At 38.2% G+C, this 17,669-nt stretch carries 16 protein-coding genes and 1 other RNA gene; 16 read left to right on the top strand and 1 reads right to left on the bottom strand.

Annotation, left to right across the window (positions count from 1 at the left end):
• The first annotated feature begins 30 nt into the window (after positions 1 to 30).
• From scfA to BUB66_RS06260, 11 genes are all read left to right on the top strand, one after another.
• Positions 31 to 183 (top strand): six-cysteine ranthipeptide SCIFF, encoded by a 153-nt coding sequence (gene scfA, locus BUB66_RS06310; protein WP_073256333.1) that lies wholly within the window; start codon positions 31 to 33, stop codon positions 181 to 183.
• A gap of 109 nt (positions 184 to 292) precedes the next feature.
• Positions 293 to 1,534, top strand: coding sequence for a protein translocase subunit SecD (gene secD, locus BUB66_RS06305; RefSeq protein WP_073256330.1), 1,242 nt, complete (start codon positions 293 to 295; stop codon positions 1,532 to 1,534).
• Between the two features lie 4 nt (positions 1,535 to 1,538).
• Entirely contained in the window at positions 1,539 to 2,420 is an 882-nt protein-coding gene (gene secF / locus BUB66_RS06300) for a protein translocase subunit SecF (protein ID WP_244269774.1), read from the top strand.
• Positions 2,421 to 2,521: 101 nt separating this feature from the next.
• A complete protein-coding gene (locus BUB66_RS06295) occupies positions 2,522 to 3,805 on the top strand; it encodes a magnesium chelatase ATPase subunit I (RefSeq protein ID WP_073256327.1) in 1,284 nt (427 codons plus the stop codon).
• Positions 3,805 to 5,451, top strand: a complete 1,647-nt coding sequence (locus tag BUB66_RS06290; RefSeq protein ID WP_073256324.1) for a VWA domain-containing protein — start codon at positions 3,805 to 3,807, stop codon at positions 5,449 to 5,451. The genes BUB66_RS06295 and BUB66_RS06290 overlap by 1 nt, the downstream gene beginning before the upstream one ends.
• A gap of 58 nt (positions 5,452 to 5,509) precedes the next feature.
• Positions 5,510 to 8,050: a single-stranded-DNA-specific exonuclease RecJ gene (gene recJ, locus BUB66_RS06285; RefSeq protein ID WP_084098857.1), complete on the top strand. Its 2,541-nt coding sequence runs from the start codon at positions 5,510 to 5,512 to the stop codon at positions 8,048 to 8,050.
• A 25-nt stretch (positions 8,051 to 8,075) separates the two neighbouring features.
• Positions 8,076 to 8,588, top strand: a complete 513-nt coding sequence (locus tag BUB66_RS06280; RefSeq protein WP_073256321.1) for an adenine phosphoribosyltransferase — start codon at positions 8,076 to 8,078, stop codon at positions 8,586 to 8,588.
• A 21-nt stretch (positions 8,589 to 8,609) separates the two neighbouring features.
• Positions 8,610 to 10,775, top strand: coding sequence for a RelA/SpoT family protein (locus tag BUB66_RS06275; protein WP_084098854.1), 2,166 nt, complete (start codon positions 8,610 to 8,612; stop codon positions 10,773 to 10,775).
• Between the two features lie 15 nt (positions 10,776 to 10,790).
• Positions 10,791 to 11,240 carry a D-aminoacyl-tRNA deacylase gene (gene dtd, locus BUB66_RS06270; protein ID WP_073256318.1) on the top strand — a complete coding sequence of 150 codons (450 nt, stop codon included), beginning with the start codon at positions 10,791 to 10,793 and terminating at the stop codon, positions 11,238 to 11,240.
• 12 nt (positions 11,241 to 11,252) lie between these two features.
• The gene (locus tag BUB66_RS06265; protein ID WP_073256315.1) at positions 11,253 to 11,870 is read left to right on the top strand and encodes an MBL fold metallo-hydrolase; all 618 of its coding nucleotides are present in this window, start codon (positions 11,253 to 11,255) and stop codon (positions 11,868 to 11,870) included.
• Between the two features lie 65 nt (positions 11,871 to 11,935).
• Positions 11,936 to 12,151 carry a hypothetical protein gene (locus BUB66_RS06260; protein WP_073256311.1) on the top strand — a complete coding sequence of 72 codons (216 nt, stop codon included), beginning with the start codon at positions 11,936 to 11,938 and terminating at the stop codon, positions 12,149 to 12,151.
• 12 nt (positions 12,152 to 12,163) lie between these two features.
• On the opposite strand, the gene BUB66_RS06255 is transcribed toward BUB66_RS06260, so the two are convergent.
• Entirely contained in the window at positions 12,164 to 13,336 is a 1,173-nt protein-coding gene (locus BUB66_RS06255) for a S1C family serine protease (protein WP_084098851.1), read from the bottom strand.
• Between the two features lie 198 nt (positions 13,337 to 13,534).
• Between BUB66_RS06255 and hisS the strand changes: the two genes are divergently transcribed.
• The 5 genes from hisS (at position 13,535) to BUB66_RS06230 (ending at position 17,636) form a co-directional block, all read left to right on the top strand.
• The gene (gene hisS / locus BUB66_RS06250) at positions 13,535 to 14,806 is read left to right on the top strand and encodes a histidine--tRNA ligase (RefSeq protein WP_073256305.1); all 1,272 of its coding nucleotides are present in this window, start codon (positions 13,535 to 13,537) and stop codon (positions 14,804 to 14,806) included.
• A 4-nt stretch (positions 14,807 to 14,810) separates the two neighbouring features.
• Complete coding sequence (aspS, locus tag BUB66_RS06245) at positions 14,811 to 16,586, top strand: aspartate--tRNA ligase (RefSeq protein WP_073256302.1); 1,776 nt, start codon at positions 14,811 to 14,813, stop codon at positions 16,584 to 16,586.
• Positions 16,587 to 16,639: 53 nt separating this feature from the next.
• A non-coding RNA gene (gene ssrS, locus BUB66_RS06240) (6S RNA) lies at positions 16,640 to 16,824 on the top strand.
• An 82-nt stretch (positions 16,825 to 16,906) separates the two neighbouring features.
• Positions 16,907 to 17,194: a metal-sensitive transcriptional regulator gene (locus tag BUB66_RS06235; protein WP_073256299.1), complete on the top strand. Its 288-nt coding sequence runs from the start codon at positions 16,907 to 16,909 to the stop codon at positions 17,192 to 17,194.
• A gap of 7 nt (positions 17,195 to 17,201) precedes the next feature.
• Entirely contained in the window at positions 17,202 to 17,636 is a 435-nt protein-coding gene (locus tag BUB66_RS06230) for a SoxR reducing system RseC family protein (RefSeq protein WP_244269773.1), read from the top strand.
• Positions 17,637 to 17,669: the final 33 nt, after the last annotated feature.

Here is a 17,669-nt window from a genome sequence, read left to right as displayed (position 1 = left end):
AGGTAACAATGCGAAGGAGGGAATTGATAAATGAAGCACATCAAGGTGATACATAAAGGAAATTTATGCGATAATGAAGCTATTTTTTTGAGCGGATGTGGGGAATGTCAAGCATCATGTCAATCTGCCTGCAAAACATCATGTACTGTGGCAAATCAGGTTTGCCAAAAAGAAAAAGAATAAAGGCCTTTTATAAAAGGCCTTTTTTAAATTTCGGTTTGTTGACAAGCATTAAAGGCGAGGAATATAATAAAACTTGCAGTATTATCTGAGAGATTGGAGGAACTTTAAAATGAACTTAAGGGCCAAGAGTTTGCTTAAGATAGCAGTCATTTTATTTAGTGTCTTTTTTTTGGCTTATATTTTGGCTTTTGGAGTCAAGATGGGCCCTTATCAAGTTTTGCCGTTAAAAAAGGCAATTAAGTTAGGTCTGGACCTTCAAGGTGGAATTTATGTTCTTCTTGAAGCAAAACCTAAAGAGGGGCAAACGATTTCGGAAGAAAAGATGAATGCGGCAAGAGAGGTGATATGGAAGAGGGTAGACCAGTTGGGTGTGGCAGAACCCGTTGTTGTAAGACAAGGTGAAAATAGAATCCGCGTAGAACTCCCTGGTGTAAAAGATTCGCAAAAAGCACTCGAAATAATTGGGAAAACTGCTTCGCTGGAATTCATCGGCCCTGACCAAAAGGTCGTACTGACGGGGGACGATGTAAATGATGCCAGGGCTTTATATGACAATTTAAACAATCCTGTAGTAAGTTTAAAACTCAATTCGCAAGGAGCCAAAAAATTCGCTGAGGCCACAGAGAAATATCTTGGCAATCCTATTGCAATTGTGCTTGACGGAGAGGTAATTTCTGCACCTATTGTAAAATCAGTTATTTCAAACGGTGAGGCTGTCATAGAAGGGCTTTCAAGCATAGACGAAGCTGCGCAGCTTGCCGCCCTTATTAGAGGAGGAGCTCTTCCGATAGATTTAGAGCAGCGAGAAGTGCGGTCGGTCGGTCCTACGCTCGGGACTGATTCGCTCAACAAAAGTCTTAAGGCAGGGATTATAGGCATTATTTTGGTGATGACATTTATGTTAGTATATTACAGGATTGCTGGATTAGTGGCTGATATAGCTTTAGCTTTTTACGTCATGCTTGTTTTAATAACTTTCATAGCACTTGGTGCTACTTTAACTCTTCCTGGAATTGCAGGCTTCATACTTTCGGTGGGCATGGCTGTGGATGCCAACGTGCTCATTTTCGAAAGGTTCAAAGAAGAACTAAAAAGCGGAAAAACATTAAAGGCAGCTTTGGATTCAGGATTTCACAGGGCATTTACAACGATTATTGACTCTAATTTGACGACTATTATAGCTGGGATAGTACTCTTTTATTTCGGAACAGGTCCAATTAGAGGGTTTGCGGTCACTCTGATTTTAGGTAACGTTATTAGTCTGTTCACCGCTATTGTAGTTACCAGGATAATGCTCGGTAACTTGATAAATACAAGGCTTATAACCAACAGGAAGTTTTTTGGTGCATAAAGGGGTGAAAACGTTGAGAAAATACGCCTTCATGGAAAGAAAATGGCTTTGGATCGGTATTTCCCTTATAGTCATTGCTGCTGGTCTATTTTCTTTGGCTACTCGAGGATTGAATTGGGGTGTGGATTTTACAGGGGGCGATATACTTCATTTCGATATAGGAGAACCTTATAGTCTTGCGGAAGCAAGGCAAAAAATTGAAAGTATAGGTCTTAAAAATGTTGAAGTTAAAGAAGCTGGAGATAACCGCGAAGAATTGATAATAAGGACTCCTGTTCTTTCTCTAGAACAAAAAAACAGCTTAATCCAAATTATAAAAGAACGATGGTCCAAAGCTCAGCTTATACGTGCGGAAAAGGTGGATGCTATAATAGGAAAGGAATTGCAGCGTCAGGCTCTAATAGCTTTAATGATTGCAAATTGCGGAGTGTTACTCTATGTTGCATTTCGTTTTGAATTTAAATCGGGAATTGCAGCCATTGGTGCCCTTATCCACGATGTGCTAATCATGGTTAGTTTTTATTCTATATTTTACATTCCCATTGATATTACGTTTGTTGCTGCCATTCTTACAGTGGTTGGATATTCTATAAATGATACGATAGTAATATTCGACCGCATTCGCGAGAACCAAAGAATTATGGGAAAAGCCAAGTTTGATGATATAGCCAATACGAGTATCACTCAATGTCTTACGAGGTCTATAAATACATCTTTGACAACGCTTCTTGCTATTATTTCGCTTTACTTCTTGGGCGGTGAAACAATCAAAGATTTTACCCTCGCGCTTATAGTAGGAATAGTGAGTGGTGTTTACTCTACAATATTTATTGCAACGCCAATATGGAGCATATTGAGGGGACAACAGAAAGTTGCTCGTGCATAATAATTTATAATAATTTCTAAAGTAAGGGCTTAAAAGGCCCTTATTTTTTTAATTAAAAACCTTTTTCTGTGGGAAAATATTGTCGTAAGGAGGGAAAAAGAATGAAAAGGTATTCGCAGTTGGTGCAACATGAGGGCAACAGATGTCTTTTTGAAATTATTGACGTTGCAATTCTTTCAACTTATACTGGTGTGCCAGTGCATATTCATGCGGAAGGATTGAGAGGTACAGGAAAAACTACTATTTTAAGAGCCTCCCGCAATATTTTCCCTAAAATCGAGCGAATAAAAGGTTGTGAATATAATTGCGATCCTAAAGAACCTTATTGCCCAAATCACAAAAACCTTTCTCCAGAAGAAATCGAAAAGATTGGTATAGAATTGATAGATATGCCTTTCCTTGAAATATCACATTCGGCTAAAAAAGGTACAGTAGTGGGAAGCATTGATGTAGAAAAACTCTTATCTAAGGATAATCCTCAGGCGGCATTGCTATTGGGTACTATTCCACGCGCTCACCGGGGCGTAATTTTTATAGACGAAATAAATCGTCTAGCCGACACATCTCCTGAAATTGTTGATATTCTTCTGGATGTTATGGGAACTAAGCCGGGTAGAATCCAAATAGAAGAAGCCGGTTTGCCGCCTGTAGAAATACCTATAAAGGTGAGCGTATGGGCTGCGTCAAATCCAGACGAAGACCCAGGACCTCTTGAAAATATCCGGCGTCAGCTTTCGGATAGATTTGACTTTGTAGTCGATGTGGAAAAGCCCAAAAGTATCGGAACTGTCCTAGACATACTAGAATGCCGTCAACAAAAGGAAAATTTGGAATTGGAAAGAGAAAAAGTAAAAAAGTTTATTGAAGCAAAAAAGAAGCTATCAGAATTTCAGGTTCCAGAAGAATTGAAAACGGCATTAGCATCAATGTACATTAAGTATGGACTAGAAAGCATAAGGGGATTGGAAGCTATACTGCATGGAATCTGGATCTTAAGTGCACTACAAGATAAGAAACCAGAAGTAAAAGATTTAGCTTATCTTGTGAGAGTAGCTTTAAAACATAGAACAGACAGTAAAAATTTGGCTGAAATATTAAAGAACCTGGGAAATTTAAACTCAAAGAATGCTGAAGTTCTTCAAAGACCGCAAATTGAACTGTCGGACAAAGAAAATATGGCAAGCTCCAGGCAAAGAGAAGAAAATAAAAACAATAAAATAGATACTTTTAAGAAAATGTTTTCAATTTTTTCAAGAGCCCTTAAGGGAAAGACTTTGCGTAAAATAGAGCCTAAGAATGAACAGATATGTGCCCCGAGCAAAAAAGCCATACCATTGAGGCAGTTGGATTTTAATGATTGTGTTAAAACGGAGGACGAGCTTTAATGATTAAATTATTAGAAAAAATAAAGAATGAATTTGCAAAAGGAAGAGGAGTTCGAATAGGTGAAGCAGCAGTAGCAAGCAGGAAAATACACGTAATTTCTCCGGAACGCCCTCAATTGGTTCGAATTATCACTAATTCTGATGCAGGAAAAGTTTTTTATAACAGGTTCAATGAAGGCGAAATTGTGCATGTGGATTTATTTCATGAAGTAAGAAGGGTAGACGTAAAAAAAGTTGCAGAAAACCTTTTAAAAGCACTCACAGAGGTTTCTAAGGAGGCTTTGGGGGATTTTATAGATATTCAAACGGGCAGCGGAGGAGGAAGATTGACTGGTACCCTAAATTATGGTAAAACTGAGAGCCTTTTAAAAAACCACTTGAATCATGTACACCTTGCTGTTTTGCTCGACGATGACAATTTAGATTTTTTACTCTTTTTAATAATTAAAGTGGAAGAAGCTCTGTTAGAGCAAGGCATAGAAATACGAAAAGTAGAAAAAATTAGAAATGACATTGGCAATACTCCATGCGACCTTTCACCTTATGCTACAAATTCAGACTCTTTTTTAAAACAAACCAACTTCAGCAAAGGCCCCTTTACAGAAAATGAATATCAAAGGGCTATTGAGTTAAGCGAATATTTTGGCAGCATAAACGAATTACAGGAACTTCTAGAATACTTTAAGTCTGAAAAAAGAAAGGACCTTTTTGAGTTAAAGAAAAAGTACGGAGATTTGAACGAAGTTTTAGCACGCCTAGAAAGGAATGCTATTGTTTGCAAAAAATCCGGTGTTTACAATTTAACAAAGGAAGGAGAAAGTCTCATTGAATATATAAAACAAAATAATAAAGAAATAGAGTTGATTTTGAAGAGAATGATAAGAGACCTTCCTAAAAAAGGGGAAAAAATAATAACACCAGCCTTCGGAAACGCAAAAAATACACTCAAAAACAAGGGAATTTTATCAAAAAAAATTTATAATAAAAATGAATGGCTCGAAGAGATCGAAATAACAGAGACTATAAAAAGAGCCTTAATTAGGTGTTATTCAGAAAGAAAAAAATTGTCAATTTCAACTGAAGACATCGTAATTATCAAAAGATCTTTTGAAAAGGGACAAGATATTTGCCTGCTTATAGATGCAAGTGCTAGCATGGCAGGTGAAAGATTAAGAAGTGCAAAATATTTGGCAAAGCATATTGTTTTAACTTCCTATAGAAGAGTCAGCGTCCTGACTTTTCAAGAAAAAGAGGTAAAGATTTGCGTTCCCTTTACCAAAAATTTCAGCCAGGTCGATTACGGTGTAAGCAGCATAGCATCTTCAGGCCTTACTCCTCTTGCCCTTGCCTTGGAGAGGGCACTATCCTATATGTGCTCTAAGAATTTAAAAAATCCGTTGATTATACTGGTGACAGATGGAATTCCTACTGTGCCGGTTTGGAGTACAGATCCGGTAAAGGATGCAATTATTGCTGCTCAAAATATTAGAAAGAAAAAAATAGATTTCTGCTGTATTGGCTTACAACCAAACAAGGATTGCCTCACTAAGATAGTTGAGGCTGCAAATGGTAAACTTTACATCGTAGAAGAGTTAGATAAAGATGTGCTAGTGAACGTCTTGAATAATAGTAGGCATTTGATTTAATAAAAAATTCATTGATATAAAGTTTCGGTTGTTTTATAATTTATATGTGTTTTAAGGGATGGAGGTGTGTAGTTTTGTGATCGATGGAAACTACCTGTGGGAATTTTGTCCGCCTGTAATTCCGTCCTATAGTGAGAAAAATCTCCACCCTGTAATTTTAAAGCTGTTAAAAGCTAGAGGTATAGAAAAAAGAGAAGATGTACTGCGCTTTTTAAGGGTTTCTATTGATGACATGTACAATCCTTTTTTGCTTAAGGATATGGAAAAAGCCGTAATTAGGGTCAAAAAAGCTATTTCAAACGGAGAAAAGATAACAGTTTACGGAGACTATGATGTTGATGGGGTTACTGGCTGTGCATTGTTAGTAAAAGCTTTGCGTGAACTGGGAGGAGATGTCGAATTTTACATTCCCTCAAGGTTAGAAGAAGGATACGGGTTAAATAAGGAGGCGCTCGAAAAGATTGCAAAAAGCGGTACTAAGTTGATAATTACAGTAGATAATGGCATAGCTTCAAAAGAAGAAGTAATTTACTCAAAAGAACTAGGAATGGATATGGTGATTACGGATCATCACGAGCCTCACGACGATGTACCTAAAGCTATTGCGGTAATAAATCCAAAACAAAAAGACTGCTCTTATCCTTTTAAAGAACTGGCTGGAGTAGGAGTTGCTCTAAAATTAGTTCAGGCTCTTTCAAATTGTAACAAAGACGTGACCTTAAAATTTTTGGACCTGGTCGCATTAGGTACGATAGCCGATATGGTTCCGTTGGTAGATGAAAATCGGATAATTGCAAAATGGGGAATAAATGTATTAAAAAATACGGATAAAAAAGGACTGCTTGCTCTATTGGAGGAATGTAGACTTTCGGTTAAAGACATAGATGAGGAAAAAATTAGTTATATTTTAGCGCCGAGGTTAAACGCTGCAGGGAGACTTTCGGATGCTACTTTGGCCGTACAACTTTTACTTGCAGATGATGAAAATGAAGCAAAAAGGCTAGCTAAGGATTTAGAATTACTCAATCGAGAAAGGCAGGCTATTGAAACAAGGATATATAATGAAGCAAAGGAGTACATACAAAAAAACGTGAGAATTGATAAAGACAGAGTTATAGTAGTGTCTGGTTCCAGATGGCATCCCGGTGTTATTGGGATCGTAGCTTCGAAACTTGTGCAAAACTATTGTATACCTTGTATCCTTATATCAGAAGAAGGAGAAGAAGGGAGGGGATCTGCGAGAAGCGTACCGGGTTTTGATATTTTCGAAGCTTTGAGTAAATTGTCTGATATGCTTGATAAATTTGGTGGTCACGAACAGGCTGTTGGTTTCACTATAAAAGTAAAAGAGATAGAAAATTTTCGTTTAAAAATAAATGAATTAGCTAAGTCTACTGAAAGAGAAAAATGGGAAATGAAACTGAAGATAGATATGGAATTGACACCAGAGGAATTGACGACCGAACTGGCTGAGCAGCTTCAGCTCCTTAAGCCTTTCGGGTTTGGCAACCCTAAGCCTGTTTTTGTCTGCAAGAGTATGGCGATAGAACAAATCAAAGTTATAGGAGAAAAGGAAAATCATTTAAAGATTCGATTGAAAAAAAAGGAAAAAGAATTCAGAGCTATTGGTTTTAATTTTGGAGATTACAAAAACCAACTAGAAAAGGCTCCTTTAATAGATGTAGCTTTTTGGCTTGAGCTCGATGAGTGGGAAGGGAGTAAGAGTTTGCAGCTTAATCTAAAAGATATAAAAATCCCCTTTCTTCGGGACGATATTATGATAAAATTGGAAGAAGAGTATTTTAAACGGTTTTTAAATGTTTTAAGAGAAATGGATTTTAATGATATTGACGAGAATTCATACTGTATCAGCAATGATATAGAGTTTTTTAAAGTAAAAAACAAAAGAAAATACATAAAGAGCCTTTTTGAATCATCTAAAAGAATCCTTGTTAAAGTAAACACTCCATATCAAGCATGGAGACTTCTAGTTTATCTTAAAAAATTTGATATTGCAAGATCAGAGCTGGGGGTTTTTTTTAATTTAGAAGGCAAAAATGTATTAAATAAAAAAAATGTGATCTTAATAAATCCAGAGGCTGATTCCCACAAAGTTCTGTCAGGGGATATGGATGAGATAGTTTTTTATGATCCGCCATTTAGCATTGAACTTATGAGAGATCATGTTTTAAACTCGCCTTTGCCTAAACTTCATTTAATTTTCAACAGGGAAGATTTGAGATATAACTATTTAGTATGTGAAAAATTATTACCTTGCAAGCAAATTTTCGCATCGACTTTAAGTCATATATATAATTTAACAAAAAACGGGAAAAATGTTTTTTATTTAAATGAATTAGTGAATTTTTTCAAACAGCAAGATGTAAAAAAAGTGGATCGAATAAGTATTATTACTGCGCTGAGTATTTTAAAAGAGTTGGGAATTTTAAAGTATATTATAGAGAAAGACAAAGTTAAAGTTCTGCATTTTAGTTTCAACTTAAAGAAATTGGATTTCAATTTTTCGCCTACTTATCGAAACATTGTGTTATTAAAGAAAAAGGTAATAGAATTTTATAACAATTTTTATAATATCTAGAATTATTAAAACAGGAGGAGATCGAATGGATCTGAAAGAAAAAATTCGAGTAATAATGGATTTTCCTAAAAAGGGAATAAGCTTTAAAGATATAACTACGCTTTTGAAAGACGGAGAAGCTTTCAAAATAGCCATTAAAAGTTTAGCAGATTTGGTAAGAGAAAAAGATTTTGATCTTGTAGCTGGACCTGAGGCCAGAGGATTTATTATCGGGGCACCGCTTGCTTATGAACTTGGCAAAGGATTTGTTCCTGCAAGGAAAAAAGGAAAGCTTCCTGGGGAGACCATAAAAGCTGAATACAAACTTGAGTACGGAACCGATGTGCTTGAAATGCACAAAGATGCTATTGAAGCTGGCCAAAAGGTATTAGTGGTGGATGACCTTTTAGCTACAGGAGGAACTATTTTTTCCACTATCGAATTGGTCGAAAGACTCGGCGGGATAGTTACTGCTGTTGCTTTCTTGATTGAATTGACGGATTTAAAAGGAAGAGAATATTTATCTAAGTACGAGGTAATTTCTCTAATAAAGTATTAAGTTTAAAAAGGGGTGGATATTTTGGCAACTCTTCATACCCTGAAAGATCGCATAAAATCGTATAATCCTTCGGCCAACTTGGAGCTGGTCGATAGGGCGTACGAATTTGCAAAAAAAGCCCATGATGGCCAGCACCGAATTTCCGGGGAGCTATACATTTTCCACCCCTTAGAAGTTGCCATGATTTTGGCTGACCTTGAACTTGATACCATCACAATAGCTGCCGGCCTGTTGCACGATGTAGTAGAGGACACAGAATATACGCTGGAAGATATTACCAGAGAATTCGGAGGCGAAATAGCTTTATTGGTAGATGGCGTAACAAAATTGGGGAAACTTGAGTTTAAGACTAAGGAAGAACAGCAGGCGGAAAATCTCAGAAAAATGTTCTTGGCGATGGCTAAAGATATAAGAGTTATACTTATAAAGCTGGCAGACAGGCTCCACAATATGAGGACTCTTAAGTATCTGCCTATAGATAAGCAAAAGGAAATAGCCGTAGAAACGTTGGAAATTTTTGCTCCCCTTGCTCATCGACTTGGAATATCTAAAATTAAGTGGGAATTGGAGGATTTAGCTTTTAGGTATTTGGAACCAGAAAGATACTATGAATTAGTAGAAAAAGTGGCCAAAAAAAGAAAGGAAAGAGAAGAACATATAAACAAGATGATAGCCATTTTGGAAAAAAAATTAGATGCCGCTGGCATTAAGGCAGAGATTCAGGGACGTCCAAAGCATTTTTACAGCATCTATAAAAAAATGAAGGAACAAAATAAATCCTTCGAACAGATTTACGATTTAACTGCTGTAAGAATAATTGTTTCAAGTGTAAGAGATTGTTACGCAGCATTAGGGGTTGTCCATACCTTATGGAAACCTATACCGGGTAGATTCAAAGACTATATAGCTATGCCAAAACCTAATATGTATCAATCACTTCATACTACCGTTATAGACTCTTCAGGGGAACCTTTGGAAATTCAAATAAGAACTTACGAAATGCACAAAACGGCGGAATATGGTATCGCAGCTCATTGGAGATATAAAGAGGGAAATAAAAGCGACAATTTTGACAAAAAACTATCTTGGCTTAGAGAGATCCTCGACTGGCAGAGAGATTTGCGGGATGCTAAAGAATTCATGGAATCCCTAAAAATAGATTTGTTTTCCGATGAGGTTTACGTCTTTACTCCTAAAGGAGATGTGATAAACTTACCAGCAGGATCTTGTCCTATAGACTTCGCTTATAGGATTCATACGGACATCGGAAACAGATGTATTGGGGCAAAAGTTAACGGCAAGATCGTACCTTTAGATTATAAGCTGAAAAACGGAGATATAGTTGAAATAATTACATCGGCTCACAGCAATGGTCCTAGCCGGGATTGGCTGCAGTTTGTCAAATCTACTCAGGCAAAAAATAAAATAAGACAGTGGTTTAAAAAAGAAAGACGTGAGGAAAACATAAATCGAGGAAAGGAGATGCTGGAGAAAGAGGCCAAAAGACAGGGGTACGACATTTATCAGCTTATAAATCAGGATTTTATGGACAACCTGTTAAAAAAGCTAAGCTTTCAAAATGTCGACGATCTTTTTGCATCGGTTGGATACGGAGGAATTTCAGCGACTCAAGCTGTTCAAAGAATTATAGAAGAATATAAAAAGAACGTTAGATCCGACAAAGGAGAACTGGAAAGCGCAAAAGTAGAACAAAAATTTAGGCAAAAAAATAAAATATTTGAAGGTGTAAAAATAGACGGTGTAGATAATGTTCTGGTTAAGTTTTCCAGGTGTTGTAACCCTGTGCCGGGAGACAAAATAGTGGGATATATAACTAGAGGTCGAGGTGTTTCAATACACCGGCAGGATTGTCCGAATGTAATTAATAATGTCTACGATAAAGAAAGACTTATTGAAGTTAAATGGGATGGATTTAAAGAAAAGTCGTTCCCGGTAGAAATTGAGGCTTCAGGTTACGACAGACCAGGTATGCTGTCAGATGTGCTGGACATCCTAGGGGATATGAACACTACAATAGATTCGGTAAATGCCAGAGCGTCGAAAAACGGCATAGCGGTAATAGACCTAATTCTTGAAATTACGGATAAACAACACTTGGATAATATTATTCAAAAATTAAAAAAGATTAATGGAATTTTCGAAGTTAGAAGGGTAATGAATCAGTAGGGGGTAATAAAGGTAATGAGAGCTGTCGTTCAGCGGGTAAAGGGTGCTTCTGTTGCCGTAGATGATGAAATAATAAGTCAGATAGGTCCGGGGCTTATGGTTCTTCTGGGAGTTTCACAGGATGATACTTTAGAGGATGCAGAATATTTGGCAGAAAAGATAGTGTCTCTCAGGATATTCGAGGACAATGAAGGAAAGATGAACCTTTCTTTAGAAGAAACAAAGGGAGAAATGTTGATTGTGTCTCAATTTACCCTTATGGGTGACGTTAGAAAAGGCAGGAGGCCGAGTTTTACTCAGGCTGCTCCTCAGGATAAAGCCCGCGAATTGTACGAAGTTTTTGTAGAATTATGCCGAGATAAGGTCGCTAGTGTAAAAACCGGCCAATTTCAGGCTAATATGCTGGTGACCATACTCAATGATGGACCGGTGACAATTTTATTAGATTCGAAAAAGATGTTTTGAGGGGGAAGATTGATGGTGTTCAAAAAACTTCAGGTAGGGCCTCTTTCTACTAATTGTTATATTTTAATTGATAACGGCAAAAAGGGTGTGATAATTGACCCAGGTGCCGAACCACAAAATATAATAAAAGAAATAAAAGAAGGAAATTTACAAATTGAAATGATAATATTAACTCACGGGCATGTAGACCACATAGGAGCCGTTAAAGAAGTGAAAGATTTTACGGGAGCAGAAATTGCAATTCACGAGAAAGATGCGAAAATGTTGGTATCTTCTAAGGAAAATTTATCTTTTTATGGTGGGCATGAAGTAATACAACCCCCTGCGGAAAAAGAATTAAAAGGTGGAGAAATTATTAAAATAGGTGAACTAACCTTAGAGATAATATGGACTCCTGGCCACACACCTGGTAGTATATGTATAAAAGCAGACAAACTTCTTTTTACAGGAGATACTCTTTTTGCCGGTTCTATAGGAAGAACTGATTTTCCTGGTGGTTCTTATGAAGAGATTATAAATTCTATAAAAACAAAACTTTTAATATTAGATGAGGATATGCGTGTCTTACCTGGGCATGGCAGCGAATCCACACTCGGAGTTGAAAAGAAGACAAATCCTTTTTTGCGGTAAGTTAATATAAATAATTTTTGCAGCAAAGGGAAAACTATACCTGGGGATTGGAGGGGATTCTAATAATGAAGAAAAAAAACAAGCTCCCCAGGTTAATATTTAGACCAGAAGAAGCTTTTAGTGATTATATTGAATTGTTTGAGGAAGGAGCTACGGATGAAGATATAGCTAGGGATATGAAAGTAAACATAGACACAGTCAAGAGTATCAGAAACGAGCTAGATGATGAAGACAAAGATCCAAAGTGGATTTTTTTCAAAAAAACTCGAGGGAAAACCTGATCCCTCGAGTTTTTATTGGTTAGGTTTTTTCCCTACAATTACCGAAACGTACATTGTCCTGCCATTTCTATATATTAGCAGAACAAGCTTCTGATTTATCTTTGAGTTGCTGACTATTTCCGAAACATCGCTAGCTTTTTTAATTGTTTTATCGTTTATCTTAAGAATTACGTCACCCTGCCTGAGTCCTGCTTTTTCCGCGGGGCTATTTGGAACAACATAACTTATCAGGGCACCTTCAGTGCTTTTTAAATTGAAGTAGTCCGCCAAATCCTTAGTTATATCCTGTAGGTAAACACCGATATAAGGTCTTGAAACGCCGCCGGTTTTTATAAGCTCGTCCAATACCTGTTTTGCTGTATTGATAGGAATGGCAAAACCTATGCCCTGGGCTTCTGCGTTGACTGCAGTATTAATACCTATCACTTCTCCATTTAATGATATCAATGGACCACCGCTGTTTCCTGGATTGATAGCGGCATCAGTTTGGATGAGATCCTTGAACACCCTTGTTTTGCCAGTGGACCTGTCGGTTATGGCAAGGGGTCTTCCTTTGGCGCTTATTACTCCGACAGTAACGGTATGGTCCAATCGATAAGGGTTGCCTATTGCAATAACCCAATCTCCGACCCTCATTTTGTCAGAGTCGCCCAGATTAAGATACGGAAGTTTTTTATCGGAATTTATCTTGAGTACTGCGAGGTCCAGTTCGAAGTCGGTTCCGATTACTGTAGCTTTGAAGGGATTTGAAAATCCTTTTACGGTGACGTTTACCTCAGTGGCACCTTCGATGACGTGGTGGTTTGTCAATATATACCCATCCGAACTGATGATAAAGCCAGATCCTACGCTTCTACTTTCTTGGCTTGAAAAGGGGAAATTATCTCCAAAAAATTCCCTAAAAAATGGGTCGTAAAAAAACGGATTTACGGAAGCGCTCCTAGTTGTTGTCTCTATAAAAACTACCGCATCTTCTACCTTTTCTATGATGTCGGGAATGTTGGTTGGACCTATAAACACTGTTTGATTTAAGTTGTTAATTACCGAATTTGAGGTGCCTGCCTTAGCCGAGTTTGAAGGATAAAAGAAATTGTAAGCGAATATTCCACCGGCGACTACAGCAGCTCCAAGAGTAAAGCCCAGCAAGATAGCGATGAGATATTTGTACCGGGAGAACACCTTCACGGCTTTCACCTCCATGGTGTTTTTGTTAAGTCTTTGTACTTAATATTTTAATACACCTTTTTTTAAAGTCTATGAGGAATCTGTTATGAAATTGTGAAAAATTGCTTGACATAAAAAGCTAATTTCTCTATATTGATTTATAAAGGCTTTATGCAGCCTGCATAAAATATTGCGAAAAATAAACAAGGAGCTGAAAAGATGCTTATGAAAGCACCAAGGGGTACGCGCGATTTGCTTCCAGAAGATTGCGTTAAATGGTTGTACGTAGAAGGTGTTTTTAGAGAAACATGCGAGCGATTTGGTTATAGGGAAATAAGGACACCTACCTTTGAGCATACTGAACTGTTTCAAAGGGGAATTGGCGAGGCGACTGATATTGTTGAAAAAGAGATGTATACTTTTGAAGATAAATCAGGGAGGAGCATTACGCTAAAACCCGAAGGAACCGCTCCTGTAGTTAGAGCTTATATTGAGCACAAACTTTTTAACAATCCTTTACCGGCGAAGTTTTTTTATATTTCGCCATGCTTCCGATATGAAAGGCCCCAGGCCGGAAGACAAAGAGAATTTCATCAATTTGGGATTGAGGCTTTCGGTTCTCCGAACCCCTTGATAGATGTGGAAGTCATAGCGCTTGCCGTTTTGTTTTTGGAACAACTCGGCCTTTCTCAATTAGAAGTACATATCAATTCCATAGGGTGCAAGAGATGCAGGGAAGATTATAAAAGACAATTAAAAAATTTTTTAAATAAAAAGAAGGATATCTTATGTGAAACATGCCTTATACGCCTGGACAAAAATCCGTTGAGAATTCTTGATTGCAAGAACGACGAATGCCGAAAGGAGCTTGAAAATGCACCGGTGATTTTGGATTTTCTTTGCGATGATTGCAGAGAACATTTTGAACAAGTAAAAAGGGATTTAACGGCAGTAGGAATAAAATATAAAGTCGACCCCGGGATTGTAAGGGGGTTGGACTACTATACGAAAACTGTATTTGAGATAATTTCGGAGGAATTAGGGGCTCAGAGTACCGTCTGCGGCGGTGGCAGGTATGATGATCTAATTGAAGAATGCGGTGGACCGCCCACTCCTGCTGCTGGTTTTGGCATTGGTGTAGAAAGATTGATATTATTATTAGAAACTAAGGGGTTGCTAAAAATTGCTGCCTGGGATATGGATGTCTTTATAGCTTTGACGGGCCAAGAGCAGAGGGATTATGGGTTGCGCCTGCTATACGATTTGAGGAGAAATGGATTTTCAGCGGAGATGGATACGATGGGTAGAAGCCTTAAAGCCCAGCTCAAATATGCCAGTAAGATACCGGCAAAATATGTTTTCATAATAGGTGAAGAAGAAGTTGAAACTGGGAAAATTACTGTTAAAGATTTATCCAGTGGTTGGCAAGAGAAGCTGCCTTTAGAAGATGCCAAAGCATTTTTAAAAAACAAGACAGGAAAGGGTTGTTAAATTTATGTTTGAAAAAATGAAGAGAACTCATCAGTGTGGAATGCTGACAAAAGAAAACAGCGGACAGGAAGTTACACTTATGGGATGGGTTCAAACCCGCAGGGATCACGGGGGACTAATTTTTGTCGATTTAAGGGACAGAAGCGGCATTGTTCAGGTCGTCTTCAACCCTGAATACAGCCGCGAAGCTTTTGAAACGGCAAAGGAAGTGAAAACCGAATATGTAATTGCGGTAAATGGAAAGGTTTACGAACGGCCGAAGGAAAGCATTAATCCCAAGATTAAGACCGGCGAAATTGAAGTATTTGCGGACAAGCTTGAAATATTAAATCCCGCCAAAACTCCTCCATTTCCCATAGAAGACGATATAAAAGTTGATGAAAGCTTGCGGCTAAAATATAGATACCTTGACCTTAGAAGGCCGTCGATGCTCTGCAATATAACTTTCAGGCACAAGGTAAGTAAAGCTATAAGGGACTTCCTGGATGAAAACGGTTTTATAGAAGTGGAAACTCCAATGTTGACAAGGAGCACCCCGGAAGGAGCAAGGGATTTTTTAGTGCCCAGCCGCTTAAATCCAGGTACCTTTTATGCTTTACCTCAGTCCCCGCAGCTTTTCAAGCAAATTTTGATGGTAGCGGGAATTGAGCGATATTATCAAATAACCAGGTGCTTCCGTGACGAAGACCTAAGGGCTGACAGGCAGCCCGAATTTACCCAACTTGACATAGAAATGTCTTTCGTTGATGTTGAGGATGTAATTTCATTGAACGAAAGGCTTATGAAATATGTTGTGGAAAAAACGATGGGTATTAGTTTAGAAATTCCATTTAAAAGGATAACTTATAAAGATGCTATGGAAATATACGGAACTGACAAGCCTGATACCCGTTTCGGCCTTGAAATGGTAGATGTGACCGATATTGCTTCAAAAAGTGACTTCAGGGTTTTCTCCGACGCAGCAGAGTCAGGTGGAAAGGTAAAGGGGATAAACATAAAAAATTCGGCGGAGATTTTTAGTCGCCGGCAAATTGATGAATTGGTGGAAAAAGCGAAGGAATTCGGCGCTAAAGGTCTCGCGTGGATAATCTATTCCGGTGAAGGGATAAAATCGCCTATTGCGAAGTTCTTCAGCGAAGAACTTCTAAATGAGCTGTTAAAACGAATGAATGCCCAGCCGGGAGATCTCATGGTGTTTGTGGCTGACACCGATCCGAAACTGGTGTTGACCTCGATGGGGCAGCTCAGGTTGCACTTGGGAAAGCAGCTCAATTTAATAGATGAAAACTCTCTAAATTTCTTGTGGGTTGTGGAGTTTCCGCTTTTGGAATGGGATGAAGAAGAAAATCGCTTTGTGGCTATGCACCATCCTTTCACTTCGCCTATGGACGAAGACTTAGACCTGCTGGAAAGAGAACCATCGCAGGTGCGGGCTAAAGCGTACGATTTAGTTCTCAATGGCACCGAAGTAGGTGGAGGCAGCATAAGAATTCACAGGACCGACTTACAGGAGAGAATGTTTAAAGTTTTAGGATTTACAAAAGAAAGAGCATGGGAAAATTTCGGATTTCTGCTTAGGGCATTTGAATATGGAACGCCTCCTCACGGCGGCATAGCTTACGGACTTGACAGACTAGTTATGCTACTTCTAGGTCTTAACAGCATTCGCGATTGCATTGCTTTTCCGAAGACCCAAAATGCTGCCTGCCTCATGACGGAAGCTCCTGCACCTGTAGAATCAAGGCAGTTGAAAGAGCTCCACATTCAGATTGCCAATTAAAAACAATTGATTTAGGACAGCTTCCTGTGATATCATTATAATTGAAAAAGTCAATTTCCCTGCTGTGTGCGTGGACCTGACAGAGGAAAGAGCCAACACTATGACATAGGGAGTCCGGACTCTGGATGTGGATTGTATGCCCTCCTTATGAGAGGGAAACATGAATCATCCAGGAGGACACCCACCTGGGAGAGCAGGGTCTCTGTTCCTTGTCAGTACACGGCATGGCGGGGTTTTTGTTTTATTTATTTGACTGTGAATCATTTTAATTCTATAATTGTACATAGATACCCCGTAAAGGTATTGGTGGAGGTGTTCGAATGAAAAGTGAAGTGAGTTGCTCGTATTGTGAAAGCAAAGAAGATTTAAAAAAGAGGCTAAAGAAAATAGAGGGTCAAATAAAAGGAATTCAAAAAATGGTAGAAAACGAGAAATACTGTGTAGACATACTTATTCAGATTGCTGCAGTAAGAGCGGCTTTGGACAGAGTAGGATTGATATTGTTGAAAGACCACACTAAAGGGTGTGTTGTACGGGCTATAAACACTGAAAGACAGGAAGAGATTATTGAAGAATTAATTAGGGTAATAAGCCACTTTATTAAATAAAAGGGGGATGTTCCATTTGCGCGAAAAGGCGATTGTCGTTTCGAAAAAGGGCAATAAAGCTGAGGTAGAGGTAATAAGGACGTCCGCCTGTGCAAAGTGCAAAGCATGTAGCCTCGGTTCTGAAAAGAAAGTCATAAAAGTGTGGGTTCAAAATGACGTAAATGCCGATGTGGGACAGGTGGTGGAAATCGAAATAGAAAACAGGGCGCTAATTTCGGCGACTTTCATCATGTACGTAATTCCGCTAGTAAGTTTCCTCTTGGGGGTGATTTTGGGATTAAATTTTGCCAATACTTTAAATATAGCCTGGGAAGAACCTTTTTCGCTTTTGACGGGCCTTTTATTCATGTCGCTGGCTTTTTTAGCTATTTATTTAAATAATAAACGCTTTGAAAAAAGTCGAATGTTTACTTCTAGAATAGTGAATATCTTAGACGAATAACTTAGAAAACATTGACAATGAACTACATTTTCT

Source organism: Caldanaerovirga acetigignens (assembly GCF_900142995.1).
Classification (GTDB): Bacteria; Bacillota; Thermosediminibacteria; order Thermosediminibacterales; family Thermosediminibacteraceae; genus Fervidicola; species Fervidicola acetigignens.
Note: the sequence above shows the minus strand (reverse complement) of the source record. Positions and strands in the feature narration are given on the sequence as shown.